Below are 14,811 nucleotides of genomic sequence, written 5' to 3' on the forward strand. Positions count from 1 at the left end.
TCACCGAGACAATGCCCACCGCTCCACGATGTGGCAGATGATAAGGCCGACCACTCCCACGGCGATCAGAACGATCGGTGAAAGTATGCCTAATGTGGACGCGCCAAAGAATAACGCAATGCCAAGCAAAATTGCGTGCGTTGCATTCATAAAAGAATGATACCGCGGCATGTACCAACAGGCCAGAGAAAGAACTGGGGGTATACCCCTAAATCAAGCATGCACTACTCGAACCGCACAGCGCAGGGGCGATTACACTCGCCGGCCCTTCTTTATCCGACGTACAGAGTCGAATTCGCGATAAGGGAATTCTTGCCTGATCACGTCGCCTATGGCGGCGGCGGGTGGTGTTTCGCAGGTGAATCTGTAAACGCCATGCTCGGTTTTGACGATCTTCTTTACGATCATCCATGGAAAAGCCGCGCGATTAGGCATTATTCGATTCCCGACCTTGATGTCGGATGGACTGACCTGCTCTACGTCGCTTGGGTAGACGACCATCTCAGCTTACGCAGGATTAGAGCATGCTATCGCGTACGTCGTACGGCTCATTATCGATTTTCGCTTCCAGCCAGTGTCCAGGTGCGTAAAAGCGAATTGCATTCGCCGACGGAATGTGGACCTGAAGCACGCCGCCTTCAACGACCTCAACTTGAGCGTCAGAAACCAAAGGCATTTCCGAGGTTCCGCGGTCGGTTCTAAATGTAACGGTAATTGCCATGATTAGAGAGTAGTGCATTGAAGGCTGGGCCAAAACATGCTGTAAACGAAAGTTCACTTCCGTGGCGTCCGCGCTCCACCGGCTCGGCCCGGTTCGCCGCCTTCTGCGAGCACTATATCCGCGTTCCGAAGGGTACCGGGGCTCGGAAGCCCCTCAAGCTCCGACAGTGGCAGCGTGAGTTGACCGGCAGCGTCTTGGACGCCGAACAGCAGCCCCGTATTGCCGGATGGTGCCTACCGCGGGGTCAGGGAAAAGCACACTCGTCGCCGCGCTAGGGCTCTTTGAGCTCATGCTCGGTGGCGAAGGCGCGACCGTCGTGGTCGTTGCCGTGGACGAGCGCCAGGCCGGGATCGTCTTCGGTGCCGCCGTCCGGATGGTCGAACTACACACCGACCTAGCCAGCCGCGTGGTCGTCTACAAAGACAAGCTCGTTGTGCCGTCGCGCGGTGCGTCGTTCCAATGCCTACCCGCCTCGCCGGCTGGCCTGGAAGGGCTCGATTACACGTTGGCCCTGGCCGACGAGATTGGCCGAATCAACCGCGAAAGCTGGGAAGTCCTCGCCCTTGCCCAGGGAAAGCGGGAACGCTCGACACTCATCGGCATTGGCACCCCTGGCCCGACCGAGGACACCGTGCTCGCGTCCCTGCGTGCCCACTGGATCGCCAGCCCTGATGACCTCAGTCAGGTCTACGTCGAGCACAGCGCGGCGGGGTTTGAGGACCACCCTCCCGACTGCGAGCACTGCTGGACCCTAGCCAATCCGGCGCTGGACGACTTCCTGCACCGGGACGCCATGCGGGCGCTGCTGCCGCCGAAGATGACCGAGGCGATGTTTCGGCGCGCCAGGCTATGTCAGCACGTGACCGGCAACGCCGACCCATTCGTTGACCCCGAAGTTTGGGATGCGATCGGCACCGGCTGCGGTATCCCCGACAGGTCCGAAGTGGTGATCGCCCTGGACGGCTCCTTTGGTGGCTCGCACGCCGACACCACGGCCCTGTTGGTGGGCACCGTCGACGGGGCACCGCATTTCGACACGCTAGCCGTGTGGGAGTCCGATGGACGCCCCGACTGGCGCGTAGACGTGCTCGCGGTAGAGGACGAGATCCGGGCCGCGTGCGAGCGCTGGAACGTCCGCGAGTTGGTCTGTGACCCATTCCGCTGGACACGAACGATGCAAGTGCTGGCCGGCGAAGGCATCACGGTAGCCGAGTTTCCGCACAGCCCTAGCCGGCTCACCGCGGCAACGACTGACCTCTACAACGCCATCGTGAACGCCCGCATGAGCCACAGTGGCGACAAGACGCTAACCCGCCATGTCATGGCCGCCACCGTTGTCGAATCCGACAAGGGGCTCAAGCTGAGCAAGGTGTCGCGGGAGCGTTCGGCCGCCAAGATCGACCTAGCCGCCTGCCTAGTGATGGCGCACAGCCGTTGCACGTGGCTCGCGATGAACCGAAAGACAAAGCGGTACGCAAGCTTTGCCGCCTAGAAGGACAACAACTTAATAGTGACAAGCAGTAACAACTTGCTCGTTGAGCTTCTACAACGGCTCGACGCGCCACAGGCCCGGATCTGTGAGCTTGAGCGGTACTCCACAGGCACACAGCCGCTGGCGTTCCTGTCCACGGATCAGAAAACCGCGCTCGCCCGCTTCGGGCGCATGGCCTCCAACATTCCGCGTCTGGCTGTGACGAGCCTATCCGAGCGTCTCCGAATCTCGGGATTCGACGGGGCTGATATCTGGAACGACTGGGTGGCACAGGATTTGGACCAACTCTCCGATGTCGCACATCAGGAGGCGCTGACCTTCGGAAGCTCGTATGTGATCGTGTGGGGCTCAAATGGCAAGCCGCAGGTGAGCATCGAATCTCCGAAGCAGGTTGCGGTGATCCGCGATCCCGGTTCACGCCAAGTTCTCCGCGCGGTCAAGCGCTGGCGCAACAACATCGGCGGCACGGCTGAAACCTTGGCGGTCGTGTACTACCCCGACCGAATCGAGAGGTGGCACGCCAGCCAGGTCGCCTTCACGGCGGGATTCAACCTCGTCGAGACACTGGACAACCCAATTGGTGTCGTTCCGGTGGTCCCCATCAACAACACGGCGTTGCTGGAGGGCGTTGGGTCTGAATCGGGCTACATGTACGACTTCGGCCACAGCGAGATTAGCGACCTGATCCCACTCTGCGACGGGCTAAACAAGCTTCTGACCGACATGCTCGTGAGCGCCGAATACACTGCGCGCCCGCGGCGTTGGGCCACCGGCATCGAACTGGTGGAACGCCCCAAGCTGGACAGCGACGGAAACCCAGTCCTGGACGAGGATGACAACCCCGTCATCGAAACAGTCAACCCGATCCCCGAAGGATCGCGGGCAATGATCAGCGAGGCATCCGAAGCCAAGTTCGGACAGCTTCAGGCAGCTGACCTCACCGGCTACGAGAACGCAGTGAATGTGCTTCTGGGCCAAATCATGGCCGTCTCAGCACTTCCCGCCCACTATATTGGCGTCCTCCATGACAACCCGAGTAGTGCCGATGCGATCCGATCCGCCGAAGCTTCGCTTACTGCGCGCGCCGAAGCGCGCCAAAAGACGTTTGGCAGAGCGTGGGAGCAGGTTGCCCGCTTGATGGTCGCCGTCCGCGATGGCGCGGACCCGGCCGACGTGAATGTGCGCGTGCAGTGGTGCGACCCGTCAACGCGCAGCGAGGCACAAGAGGCCGATGCAGCGACCAAACTGTTTGCGGCCGGCATCCTCTCTCGCGCGGGAACCCTTAGACGCCTTGGCTTTACCGCGGACGAGATCCGCCGAGAGCTTACAGATAAGCGTGCGGAGTTGCTATCCGAGGATCTGTACGGCTCCTACGTGCATAGCAACGATCCCCGCATTGCATTAGCGAACGAAGGACTAATGAATGAGTGACGAAGTGCAGCCCGATGCTGCCGCCGACACAACCACCGACGAGTCAACGCCTGATGCCGAGACCGTCGAAGCCGTTGCCGGTCAACCTGATGTTGATGCCGGCGACAAGGCCGACGATGCCGACCACTTTCCCCGAAGCTATGTAGAAGAACTGCGCAGGGAAAGCGCCGGGTATCGCGAACGTGCCGACACTGCTTCACGACGACTGTTCACAGCCCTGGTGGCTGCTGACGGACGCTTGCAGGACGCGACCGACCTGGAATACCACGCGGAGTTCCTAGACGACTCTCAGAAGCTCAACGAGGCCATCACGGACCTTGTCGAGCGTAAGCCACATCTGAAGGCCCGCAAGGTTGCCGGCGATGTCGGCCAGGGCAGACGTGACACCGCGGACACCGTGGATCTGGCCGCGCTGTTGAGGGCTCACGCCTGACGCGCGTTGCCCCACAAGCACTTACAAATTCATGAAGGAAAAACAACTTAATAATGGCAATCGAAGTAACCAGCGGCAATACGACGCTGTTGCAGTCGCAGGTCGCCAACCTGCTCGTTCAGCCGCTGGCACAGGCAAGTACTTTCTTGGCGGCCGGCCCCCGTATTTTCGATACCTCTGACCAGTTGCGCATCCCGCGTATTGCGTCGGGAATCTCGGCGGGATTCGTGGCCGAGGGTGCCCAAATTACGGACAGTGATGTCAGCTTCGACGAGGTCACTTTGCTTCCGTCAACACTGAAGTCGCTCAAGGTGTTGGTGCGGTTCACCAACGAAATGGCGCGACAGGCCGTGATTGGGCTCGACGCGACACTGCGGGAGATGCTCGTAAGTGGTGTCGCCCAGGCTCTCGACGCATCCCTGTGGGACGGCGCCGGAACCTCCAACACGATCAAGGGAGTCTTCCGCCAGAGCGGAATTGAGACCGGAACGCTCGACCTCACCGACGCTGACAGCCTCATTGACGGCCTGGCGAAGGCTCAGGCCAACAAGGTCAGCCCCACGCACTGGGTCATGACATCGAATAGCTTTGCCGCGCTGCGAAAGCTGAAGGTCGCCGTTCCTGGCGAAGGCGCCGACCAGGACTACCGCCAATACTTGTTCGACCCGTCGACCATCCAGAACGGAACCTCGTTCCAGGTCTTCGGCCTGCCGGTAATCATCACCGACAACATCCCCGCAGTGTCAACCAAGAACCGTGTCGGACTGGTCGACTTCTCGAAAGTCGCTGTGGCACGGGACGTTGACGCTGTCGTCAAGATTTTAGATCAAACCTGGGGGGACTGGGACAGTGTCGGTATCCGCGTTGTGACTCGCTACGACGTTGGCCTGTTGCAACCCCATGCGGTGACCCTGCTGACCGAGGCTTGATGGCCGACCTGACTGCGGAGGACATCGATGCCCTTGAGGATGCGCGGTCTGACGTGATCGCTTTGGCTTCCTCATACACAAGGGGGCGCGGATTTGAGCGGGGTCCAGCAGCCCTTCCTGCCGATCTGAGGGCCGTTGTACACGCCGCGTCGGTGAGAATGCTTTGGCATGTTCGCCATCCGGCCGGCGTCAGGTCTGAGAGCATGGGACCGTTTGCGGTTCAATACGATACGGCCGGATTTGGCTGGACCGTAGCCGAGAAATGCGTCTTGGACCGCTACAGGGTCCGAGCACAATAAGACTTGCGCGGGGAGGGTCGCCCGCGTCGAAAGACAAAATTCATGAACGACTGGCGACGCTCTGGTTACCCTCCCCGGCAGGAAAAGAATGCGGAATTAGTTCGACATGTCAAGATCTCGGGCAATAGGAAGCCCGACCTTGGTCATGGAGAAATGTGTGGCAACCGCTGTCTGTAGTTGGGCGAAGCGCCGGGTCTGCTCGTGATGGTCCAGACCCGGCGCTTTTGCTTTTTCTACCCACCACCACGAGCTGTCGTGGCGAGCTGCGATGTGACCCATGCGTCGATGTCCTCGCGCTGGTACTTGACATGCCGCCCTACGCGGAAACTGCGCGGGCCAATGTCCATGTATCTCCAATAGCGCAGTGTCCCAGGCGCTACGCCTAGAATCTCTGCCGCGGTGGCTGTACTAACTATCTCCCTCACTTCACTCCCTTTCCGGGGCAACGCCCACGAGCGTGAACCGTTCTCGCGTGCTAGTTGTGGCCGGTAGCGTCTGCGTCGGCCGCGGTATCGGATCGACCACGCACCGGTGAATACAGCTTGGCTCCGCAGGGGCAATGGACGCGGTAAACACGCCAAGGCCCATTAGACCAACGATCGCTGCGCACATAAGCACTCTCATGCGGCGACCAGCCCGTCCAGTTCATCCATCTGGTCCGCGTGCTCCGCTGCCGTGAGAAGGATTTCGGCCAGCCTGCGTAGCTCCGATGAATCAAATGTGGTCGCCTCGGCACCCGCGATAGTGATGTGTCGGGTGACGCGACGGAGGCTTTGGGTGCCCGAGATTTCTACGGTGACCGTCAAGCCCTCAGCCTCGACAGTCCATGAGGCGCCCTTGAATGGGCGGACCGATTGGCCCTCATCGCCTTCCCAGGGGGAGAGCTTCACGTAACCCGCTGGCGCGGGGATAGCGATGGTCATGTGCTGTAGTTCCTTTCCCATGCGTTGGGAAAGTCAGCTCTGACACTTCGCGTCCACCAGAGGCAACCACGACCCCAGAGGGTGTCCATGTGGTGCAAATGTGGTGCAAACCTCAGTAAGGCTATCTAGCTACCACTTCTAACCTGTGAGAACTCTGGTGCGCGATACTGGGATTGAACCAGTGACCTCTTCCGTGTCAGGGAAGCGCTCTCCCGCTGAGCTAATCGCGCTGGGAGGAAAATTTCGGAGGTGGAGACGGGAATCGAACCCGTGTGCACGGCTTTGCAGGCCGTTGCCTCACCACTCGGCCACTCCACCGCTGGGATTGATGCCTCTTGCACCTTCGAGCGGATGACGGGATTCGAACCCGCGACCCTCACCTTGGCAAGGTGATGCGCTACCAACTGCGCTACATCCGCGCGCAACGGGCGAGATCGTCGCCCGGTGCGAAGGACGACGATAGTCCACCCAAGCGGGCGTGCACAAATCTCTAGGCCGTGTCGCTCTAGGCTATAGGGCGACCCCTGGGGGCGCATAAGTCATGTGCTGGTAGCCGACCGTTCGTGCTAGTCTTCGACGTCGTTCGCCTCTCGGCGCCGGTCCCGTGGCTCAGTGGAAGAGCGTCCGCTTCACACGCGGAAGGTCGCTGGTTCGATCCCAGCCGGGACCACAAGCTGTTTATGCCGGTCAGAGTTGCATCCTTCACTCGACCTGGTCGCCATAGTCATCCAGAGCTACGCCGGTGCCCGGCACAGGCTTTTGCTGGCCGTTGCCCGGCCGCCCCCGTCTTTCGCCGCGAAGTCAACTGCGCTCTCGGCTCGCCATTGAAACCAATTCGAATAATCGGCAGCACCACATTGCAGCCGGTGCATTCGCCCGTGATCGCCGCCGAACTATGGAGCTGAAGAACGCGTACTCGCTGGCGCGTAATTGACCCAAAACCGCCCCAGTCATTACGAAAAGTGCCGAGACTTTCACCAGCGGAACCGGAGGCGGCCCACTACGATGAACACCGGCCCCACGGTCCGGTCGGGAGCTCAAAAACAAAGTGACCGCACACGCCGGGGTGGTTCATCTTGACGTGAGGCAACAGGCGCCCGACGTCGACGCAGTTTCAGCCAGGTTGCTGCAAACCGTCGACTACGAGAAGATCACGGCGATACGACCGGAGACAGCGTAAAGGGAGCCCGTGTTTTCAAGGGAAGCCCAGCCAAGAGTAATCGAGGGGATAACGGAAGGCGTTGGGTGAGAGGCATTTCGGTTACGAGCGCGGTAACACGAATGTGGATCCCACTGGTCATCGTGGCCGTGGTGGCTGTCGTGGGGTTGGCCGTCTATCGGGTCCGCGGCATCTTCGGCGTCGACCCCCGCCCGCCGGCTGTCAGTGCCATGTCTGATGACACCAAGCCGTTTAACCCCAAGCAGGTGACCTACGAAGTCTTCGGCGTTAACGGTGCCATCACAACCGTCAACTACTTAGATGTAGATGCTCAGCCGCAGCAGATTCTTAACACCACGATTCCATGGTCGCTTTCGGTAACCACGACGGCGCCCTCAGTCAGTGTCAACGTGGTGGCTCAGAGCGACGAAGACTTTATCGGCTGTCGCATCATCGTGAATGGGGTCGTCAAAGACGAAAGGGCCATTCACGGAGTGAAAGCTCAGACGTACTGCCTGGTGAAGTCGGCATGAGCGACCGACCCGAACCACCGTCGGGCCCACCTTTGCTGTCGCGGACGATCCACCGGTTTGCGGTGCCGATCGTCCTGTTCTGGCTGGGGCTCACCGCCATTGTGAATATCGCCGTGCCGCAACTCGAAGCGGTGGCAAAAGGACACACGGTAGGGGTGAGCCCCCAGCGGGCGGCGTCGCTGCAGGCGATGAAGCGCGTCGGCCAGGTGTTCCACGAATTTGATTCCGATAACGCGGTCATGATCGTGCTCGAAGGCGACAAGCCGCTTGGTGATGCGGCCCACCGTTTCTACGACGAGCTGGTCCGCAAGCTTTCGCAGGACAAGAAGCATGTCGAGCACGTCCAGGACTTCTGGGGGGATCCCCTGACGGCCGCCGGCTCGCAAAGCTCGGACGGCAAAGCGGCCTACGTCCAGGTGTTTCTTGCGGGCAACCAAGGTGAGAGCCTGGCGAACGAGTCCGTCGAGGCCGTGCGGCACATCGTGAGCACCACACCGGCACCGCCCGGGGTCAAGGCCTATGTCGCGGGCCCCGCGGCGGTCACGGCCGATCAGTCCGAGGTCGGCGACAAAAGTATCGCTAAGGTCACCCTGATCAGTGTCGCGGTGCTTTTTTTGATGTTGCTCTATTTCTACCGCTCTATTGTCACCGTGATCGTCGTCCTGGCTATGGTGTTTATTGAGCTGGGCGCCGCCCGGGGAATGGTCGCCTTTCTGGCCCACTATGACGTCATCAGGCTTTCGACGTTCGCGGTTAACCTGGTCGTGTTGATAATCATCGCCGCGGGCACCGATTATGCGATATTCTTTCTTGGCCGTTACCAAGAGGAGCGTCAGGCCGGTACCGATAGAGAAACGGCGATCTACCGGATGTATCACGGCACAGCCCATGTTGTCTTGGGTTCGGGTCTGACCATCGCCGGCGCAATGTTCTGTCTCAGTTTCACTCATTTCCCCTATTTTCAAACCCTGGGTTTTCCGTGCGCAATTGCCGTGCTTGTCGCCGTCCTCGGCGCCCTCTCGATGGCGCCCGCCATCTTGACCATGGGCAGTTTCCTGCGCCTTTGTGACCCCAAACGAGACATGAACACTCGGGGATGGCGACGGGCGGGAACCGCGATTGTTCGTTGGCCCGCACCGATTTTCGTGGTGTCGGTGGCGGTGGCTCTGATCGGACTGCTGGCCCTGCCCGGATACCAGCCAAATTACGCCCTTCGCTTCTACTTGCCTGACGATACGCCGTCCAATATCGCGTACGCGGCAGCGGACCGCCATTTTCCGTCGGCGCGGATAAATCCCGAGCTGCTGCTGCTCGAGTCGGATCACGATATGCGGAATTCGGCAGACATGCTCATCTTGGATAGGGTGGCCAAAGGCGTCTTTCACATCCCCGGCATCGCGCAGGTGAAAGCGATTACCCGACCCTTGGGCACTCCCATCGCGCATAGCTCCATACCGTTCTTGATCAGCATGCAAAACACGGGCCAGATCGAGAACATGAAGTATCTGAAGGACCGCATGGCCGACATGCTGACGCAAGCGGACGCGATGCAGCAAGCGATCGATGCATTGGAGCGCATGTATAACGTCATGGGCGAACTGGTCAGAAATACTCACCACATGGACGGCGTCACGCATGACGTTTCGGCGGTGACGGATGAATTGCGAAATCGGATCGAAGATTTCCAAGATGTCTGGCGGCCGATCAGAAGTTATTTCTACTGGGAAAAACACTGCTTCGACATCCCCGTGTGCTGGTCGCTGAGGTCGATATTCGACGCACTGGACAGCATCGACAAGCTCAGCGAGAAGCTGGCAGCTCTGACGACAGACTTCGATGTCCTCGATTCACTGATGCCGCAGCTGCAGGCGCAGGTCCCACCGGAGATCGCGTCGATGAAGGTCATGAAGAACATGACGCTGAGCATGCACAGCACAATGTCCTCGTTCTACGACGAGATGGACACCATGAGCAAGAATTCGACCGCTCTGGGAAAGGCCTTTGACGCCGCGAAAAACGATGACTCGTTCTACATACCGCCCGAGGTTTTCGACAACGCCGACTTCCAGCGGGGCGAGAAAATGTTCCTGTCACCGGACGGCAAGGCCGCGCGGTTCATCATCTCCCATGAGGGAAATCCGGACAGCCCCGAAGGCATCTCCCACGTCGATCCCATCAAGCGAGCCGCCAAGGAGGCCATCAAGGGAACCCCCTTGGAAGGCGCCCAGATCTACCTGGGCGGCACCGGCTCGGCGAACAAGGACCTACAAGAAGTCGCCAAATACGATCTCCTGATCGCCGGGATGGCCGCGGCCGGTCTGATTTTCATCGTCATGCTGATCATCACCCGAAGCGTGGTGGCCGCGATCGTCATCGTGGGCACCGTGTTGCTTTCGCTCGGCGCCTCTTTCGGGCTCTCCGTCCTTGTCTGGCAGGACCTGCTCGGCATCGAATTGCACTGGATGGTGCTTGCGATGTCGGTGATCCTTCTCTTGGCGGTGGGATCGGACTACAACCTGCTGCTGGTCTCCCGGTTCAAAGAGGAAATCGGCGCCGGCCTGAAAACCGGAATTATCCGGTCAATGGGTGGTACGGGCTCGGTCGTGACGTTCGCCGGCCTGGTGTTCGCCGCTACCATGGCCGCCTTCATCGCCAGCGATCTTCGGGTCATCGGACAGATGGGAACCACGATCGGGCTGGGTCTGCTGTTCGACACGCTGATCGTGCGCTCCTTCATGACGCCGAGCGCCGCGGTGCTGCTCGGGCGATGGTTTTGGTGGCCGCAAAAAGTGCGGCCCCGCCCCGCCAGCCAGTTACTTCGATCCGTCGGGTCCCGGCCCTTGGTCCGTTCGCTGTTGTTGCCGAAGGATGCGCCCTAGCCTACGGGATTATGTTGCGCTGCAACTAAAGCCACGAACGAGATGCTCAGCGGTCCGGCTAGTTCGCCTTGCACGCGGCGATGAGCGCATCGGGGTCTGTCACACTGACCCACAACTCGCTGAGGGAGCGCGTCTTTCCCCACGCCTTCGCCTGTGCCGGTGGCTCGATCGTCAGGACCACCAACCCGTCCAACGACGCGTTGACCAGCCAGCGGTCGCCCCAAACGTGCACTCCGAGCGCGTAAATCCGCTCGGTCTTCGCCTCGGCCCTCGTGATCGCCTTCACACTCGTGATCGACGTCAACGGGATGTCGGCTTTAAAGGCCCACCCCATCTTCACGTGCAGCGTCCCTGCCTCAACCCGCGCATTGCTGTTCATGGGGCCGACTCCCAGGGGCATCGACAACGGCAGAAACCACCCCGCAAAGCGCAATCTCGTTTGCACGGCCGGGACTTTACCTTGCCGGTCTCCGGCATCTCCGGTAATTGACAGTGTCGTGCAGGTGAACAATGCACTGCCTCAACGAGAATCGGCGTCGACGAGATTCTCATCAGGTCATGATCGCTGGCCCATCACCTCCTAATGCATTGGGCGCGCGCAACTTCGGTCAAAGCGACCCGGCGAATCGGATCGATACGGAGGCCGTCTAACCGTAGACTGCCGCCAGGTCAACCCCCATCTACTCAAGGCAAGGTGGGAACGACGCGCGATAGCGAAGGCCTTCGAGTCGAGGACAAATCGCGCTAACCGCAGGAAGGTTGAACGATGAGCGATGGGCCGACGCCCTCGATCGCCACGAGCACACCCCGTCGCCGCCTGCGCGTCGGCCAGCCGCGCTGGGCCGGCCAGGAGTTGGTCGCGCTGACCGAACGCCGCCAGCCGTCGCCGACAGCGGTTCTGCTGGTCGCTTCTTCCGGCGCCTTCCTGACTTTCCTCGACACGACCGTCGTTGCCGTGGCGTTCCCAGACATCCGACGATCCTTCCCGTCTGCCGACATCGGCAGCCTGTCGTGGATATTCAACGGCTACAGCCTCGTCTTTGCGGTATTCCTGGTGGTGGCCGGCAGCCTGGCCGATGTGCTCGGGCGCAGGCGGACATTCGCGTTCGGGGTGGCGCTGTTCACGATCGCGTCCGGGTTATGCGCTGCCGCCGACAGCGTCGAGGCGTTGGTTGGCTTCCGCGTGCTCCAGGGCTTCGGGGCGGCGATGCTCGTGCCCGCGTCGCTGGCACTGGTCATCGAGGGCTTCGGCGCCGCGCGCCGCGCGCAGGCGGTGACCCTGTGGGGTGCGGCGGCAGCAATCGCGGCCGGCCTGGGCCCGCCGGTCGGCGGCCTGCTGGTGGCGTGGGGAGGCTGGCGGTTGGTGTTTCTGGTGAATCTTCCGCTGGGCATCGCCATGATGATGGTTGCCTCGCGGGTGCTCGTCGAAAGCCGTGCCGCGGGGCGTCGGCGGCTACCCGATCTGCGCGGTGCGACGCTGCTGGCGATGGCGCTCGGGCTGTTGGCGCTCGGGTTGGTCAAGGGCGGCGAGTGGGGCTGGACGAGTGCGGGAGTGACCGGCTCGCTGGGGGCCGGCGTGCTCGCTCTGGTCGGGTTCGTGGTGGGCTCGCGGTCTCATCCCGTGCCGCTGATCGATCCGGCGTTGCTCCACATCCGGTCCTTCGTCGCGGCCAACCTCCTGTCGGCCGTCGCCGTCGCCGGTTCCTATAGCTACTTCCTGACCCAGGTGCTGTACCTCAACTACGTATGGGGTTACTCGCAGTTGAAGGCGGGTCTGGCGGTCGCGCCCGCCGCACTGGTTGCCGCCATCGTCGCGGCGGTGCTCGGCGGCGTCGCGGACCGGCACGGGCACCGGATGATCGTCACGGTCGGCGCTCTTGTCTGGGCCGCGGGCGTGGGGTGGTTCCTGCTTCGCGTCGGGCCCGAACCCGACTTCCTCCACGTCTGGTTGCCGGGCCAACTGCTGCAGGGGATCGGCCTCGGCGCGGTATCGCCGCTGCTGGGTAGTGCCGCAGTGGCCAGGCTGCCGGAGGGCGCCAACTATGCCACTGCCTCGGCAGTCAACGGCGCCGCCCGCCTGTTCGGTTCGGCGACCGGCGTCGCGGTGCTGGTGATCCTGATCGGGAAGACCGAGCATGGCGCTTCCGCGGAGGCGCTACGGCGGGGGTGGGTCATGTCTGCCTGCTGTTTCCTAGCGATCTCGATCAGCGCCGTATCCCTCGGCAGAACCCGCAACCAGCATGCCCAAGTGATCGAGCCCGCACGCATGCTCGCGCCGCGCGTCGAGCCGTCGGGGCCGCCGCCGGTTGCCGCCCCGGCCGAGCCGGTGCCAGACGTAACCAAAGATGCTGACCTGCTCGGGCGTCTGCCCTTGTTCGCCGGCCTGGACACGGACACCGTCGCGGAGCTCGCGCACCACGCCGAGGAGTTTGAACTGCAGGCCGGTACGTATCTGTTTCACGCGGGTGACCTGTCGGACTCGCTGTACGTGGTGCGCCGGGGTCGCCTGCAGGTGCTCCAGCAGGACATCGCGCTCAGAGAACTCGGCCGCGGCGAGGTGGTCGGCGAGCTCGGGCTGCTCGTCGACGCGCCCCGTTCAGCGTCGATTCGGGCCTTGCGCGACTCGACGCTGGTGCGGCTCACCAAGGCCCAATTCGACCGGATCGCCGAACGTGGTGCGTTGACGGCGCTGATTCGGACATTGGCACGCCGGTTGCACCAGGCACCGCCACCGGCGGTGCCTCCTCCCATGTCACCTGAGGTAGTTGTCGTGGTGATCGGCGTCGGCGCCGACGCGCCCGCGCAGGCGGTGGCCGGTGCACTGGTGATCGCGCTGTCGACCCGGCTGCGGGTCGTGGATCCCGGCCGGGTTGACCGCGACGGCCTTGATCGCGCGGAGCGGTCCGCGGACAAGGTAGTGCTGCACGCCCTGATCAGCGATGAAGGCTGGCTTGACTTCTGCCTTCGCGTCGCCGATCGGATCGTGCTCGTCGCGGGAGATCCGGCACCACCGTCGGCACCGCTGCCACCGCGAGCGATCGGCGCCGACCTCGTGTTAGCGGGTCCGGCTGCCACCCGGGAGCATCGGCGCCTCTGGGAGGAACTGATTGCGCCGCGATCGGTTCATGCGGTCGACCACCGGCGCCTGCCAGTTGACTTGGGCCCGCTGGCTGCGCGTATCGCGGGCCGCTCAGTTGGGCTGGTGCTCGGCGGCGGAGGCGCGCGCGGTCTGGCCCACATCGGCGTACTCGAGGAGCTGGAGCGGGCCGGGATCACAGTCGATCGCTTCGCCGGTACCAGCATGGGGGCGATCATTGCGGCGTCCGCAGCCGGCGGCCTGAACGCGGCGGCCGTGGACGCACAGGTATACGAGTGCTTCGTTCGGCGAAATCCAGTCGGCGACTACACCTTGCCGACCAAGGGGTTGATTCGTGGTCGACGCACGGCGGCCCTGCTGCAGAAGGCCTTCGGAGAACGTCTCGTGGAGGAGCTGCCGAAGCAGTTCCGTTGTGTCAGTGTGGATTTGCTTTCCCGACGAGCCGTCGTGCACCGCCGGGGCCTGCTCGCGGATGCCGTTGGGTGTTCGCTGCGAGTGCCCGGTCTCTATCCGCCACAGGTCTACAACGGTCAGCTTCATGTGGATGGCGCTGTGCTGGAAAGCATTCCTGCATCTGCGCTGGTGGGCTCCGACGGCCCACTGATCGCGGTGCACGTCGGGTATGAGCCTGACGCACCGACTGACCCGGACAGTCCGCCAAACGTGCCAGGCATCGGCGACACCCTGATGAGTTCGATGGCGATCGGTGGTCAGAAGGCGGTGGATTCTGCCTTGGCACAGGTGCAGGTCGTTATTCGTCCTGACATCCGTGCCATCGGGTTCCTGGAGTTCCACCAGATAGACGCTGCCCGCGAGGCCGGGCGCGCCGCGGCTCGCGAAGCATTGCCGCAGATCGCCGCGCTACTGCACTGACCTTCGAGCGTGGGGTGTACTGACGGCGTAACGCTGGCCCTA

The 14,811-nt window shown here is 62.1% G+C and carries 10 protein-coding genes, 4 tRNA genes and 1 pseudogene; 8 read left to right on the forward strand and 7 right to left on the reverse strand.

Going from position 1 to position 14,811, the window contains the following annotated elements; translation table 11 throughout:
- Window positions 1-517: 517 nt before the first annotated feature.
- Window positions 518-721 carry a hypothetical protein gene (locus MJO58_RS10230; protein ID WP_139043253.1) on the reverse strand — a complete coding sequence of 68 codons (204 nt, stop codon included), beginning with the start codon at window positions 719-721 and terminating at the stop codon, window positions 518-520.
- 17 nt (window positions 722-738) lie between these two features.
- On the opposite strand from MJO58_RS10230, the pseudogene MJO58_RS10235 reads away from it, so the two are divergent.
- The 4 genes and pseudogenes from MJO58_RS10235 (at window position 739) to MJO58_RS10250 (ending at window position 5,006) form a co-directional block, all read left to right on the forward strand.
- Window positions 739-2,213, forward strand: a pseudogene (locus MJO58_RS10235) (terminase large subunit domain-containing protein).
- A 36-nt stretch (window positions 2,214-2,249) separates the two neighbouring features.
- Window positions 2,250-3,644 carry a phage portal protein gene (locus tag MJO58_RS10240; protein ID WP_239722757.1) on the forward strand — a complete coding sequence of 465 codons (1,395 nt, stop codon included), beginning with the start codon at window positions 2,250-2,252 and terminating at the stop codon, window positions 3,642-3,644.
- Window positions 3,637-4,077: a hypothetical protein gene (locus MJO58_RS10245; protein WP_090601400.1), complete on the forward strand. Its 441-nt coding sequence runs from the start codon at window positions 3,637-3,639 to the stop codon at window positions 4,075-4,077. Before MJO58_RS10240 ends, MJO58_RS10245 begins: the two co-directional genes overlap by 8 nt.
- 53 nt (window positions 4,078-4,130) lie before the next feature.
- On the forward strand, window positions 4,131-5,006 hold the full coding sequence (locus MJO58_RS10250; RefSeq protein WP_090601401.1) for a phage major capsid protein: 876 nt from the start codon (window positions 4,131-4,133) through the stop codon (window positions 5,004-5,006).
- 532 nt (window positions 5,007-5,538) lie between these two features.
- Here the strand turns inward: MJO58_RS10250 and MJO58_RS10255 are convergent.
- The 5 genes from MJO58_RS10255 to MJO58_RS10275 all read right to left on the reverse strand — a co-directional run bounded on the left by MJO58_RS10255 (window position 5,539) and on the right by MJO58_RS10275 (window position 6,647).
- Complete coding sequence (locus MJO58_RS10255; RefSeq protein ID WP_090601403.1) at window positions 5,539-5,730, reverse strand: helix-turn-helix transcriptional regulator; 192 nt, start codon at window positions 5,728-5,730, stop codon at window positions 5,539-5,541.
- A 195-nt stretch (window positions 5,731-5,925) separates the two neighbouring features.
- Complete coding sequence (locus tag MJO58_RS10260; protein ID WP_139043254.1) at window positions 5,926-6,228, reverse strand: hypothetical protein; 303 nt, start codon at window positions 6,226-6,228, stop codon at window positions 5,926-5,928.
- Window positions 6,229-6,383: 155 nt separating this feature from the next.
- Window positions 6,384-6,458: transfer RNA gene (locus MJO58_RS10265), tRNA-Val, on the reverse strand.
- Window positions 6,459-6,475: 17 nt separating this feature from the next.
- Window positions 6,476-6,546, reverse strand: a tRNA-Cys gene (locus tag MJO58_RS10270).
- A gap of 28 nt (window positions 6,547-6,574) precedes the next feature.
- Window positions 6,575-6,647 (reverse strand) — tRNA-Gly (locus MJO58_RS10275).
- A gap of 179 nt (window positions 6,648-6,826) precedes the next feature.
- On the opposite strand from MJO58_RS10275, the gene MJO58_RS10280 reads away from it, so the two are divergent.
- The 3 genes from MJO58_RS10280 (at window position 6,827) to MJO58_RS10290 (ending at window position 10,799) form a co-directional block, all read left to right on the forward strand.
- Window positions 6,827-6,898: transfer RNA gene (locus tag MJO58_RS10280), tRNA-Val, on the forward strand.
- Between the two features lie 611 nt (window positions 6,899-7,509).
- On the forward strand, window positions 7,510-7,920 hold the full coding sequence (locus MJO58_RS10285; protein ID WP_090601424.1) for an MmpS family transport accessory protein: 411 nt from the start codon (window positions 7,510-7,512) through the stop codon (window positions 7,918-7,920).
- Entirely contained in the window at window positions 7,917-10,799 is a 2,883-nt protein-coding gene (locus tag MJO58_RS10290; RefSeq protein WP_239722758.1) for an MMPL/RND family transporter, read from the forward strand. The genes MJO58_RS10285 and MJO58_RS10290 overlap by 4 nt, the downstream gene beginning before the upstream one ends.
- 58 nt (window positions 10,800-10,857) lie before the next feature.
- On the opposite strand, the gene MJO58_RS10295 is transcribed toward MJO58_RS10290, so the two are convergent.
- Window positions 10,858-11,199: a hypothetical protein gene (locus MJO58_RS10295; RefSeq protein WP_239723213.1), complete on the reverse strand. Its 342-nt coding sequence runs from the start codon at window positions 11,197-11,199 to the stop codon at window positions 10,858-10,860.
- Between the two features lie 366 nt (window positions 11,200-11,565).
- On the opposite strand from MJO58_RS10295, the gene MJO58_RS10300 reads away from it, so the two are divergent.
- Window positions 11,566-14,769 (forward strand): MFS transporter, encoded by a 3,204-nt coding sequence (locus tag MJO58_RS10300; RefSeq protein WP_239722759.1) that lies wholly within the window; start codon window positions 11,566-11,568, stop codon window positions 14,767-14,769.
- The last annotated feature ends 42 nt before the right edge of the window (window positions 14,770-14,811 follow it).

The organism is Mycobacterium lentiflavum (assembly GCF_022374895.2).
GTDB classification, from domain to species: domain Bacteria; phylum Actinomycetota; class Actinomycetes; order Mycobacteriales; family Mycobacteriaceae; genus Mycobacterium; species Mycobacterium lentiflavum.

Bases quoted from the DNA above. Each gene is read 5' to 3' on its own strand.
- MJO58_RS10230 (WP_139043253.1), bottom strand. From the start codon at position 721: ATGGCAATTACCGTTACATTTAGAACCGACCGCGGAACCTCGGAAATG.
- MJO58_RS10295 (WP_239723213.1), bottom strand. From the start codon at position 11,199: ATGCCCCTGGGAGTCGGCCCCATGAACAGCAATGCGCGGGTTGAGGCA.
- MJO58_RS10250 (WP_090601401.1), top strand. From the start codon at position 4,131: ATGGCAATCGAAGTAACCAGCGGCAATACGACGCTGTTGCAGTCGCAG.
- MJO58_RS10260 (WP_139043254.1), bottom strand. From the start codon at position 6,228: ATGACCATCGCTATCCCCGCGCCAGCGGGTTACGTGAAGCTCTCCCCC.
- MJO58_RS10300 (WP_239722759.1), top strand. From the start codon at position 11,566: ATGAGCGATGGGCCGACGCCCTCGATCGCCACGAGCACACCCCGTCGC.
- MJO58_RS10245 (WP_090601400.1), top strand. From the start codon at position 3,637: ATGAGTGACGAAGTGCAGCCCGATGCTGCCGCCGACACAACCACCGAC.
- MJO58_RS10285 (WP_090601424.1), top strand. From the start codon at position 7,510: ATGTGGATCCCACTGGTCATCGTGGCCGTGGTGGCTGTCGTGGGGTTG.
- MJO58_RS10290 (WP_239722758.1), top strand. From the start codon at position 7,917: ATGAGCGACCGACCCGAACCACCGTCGGGCCCACCTTTGCTGTCGCGG.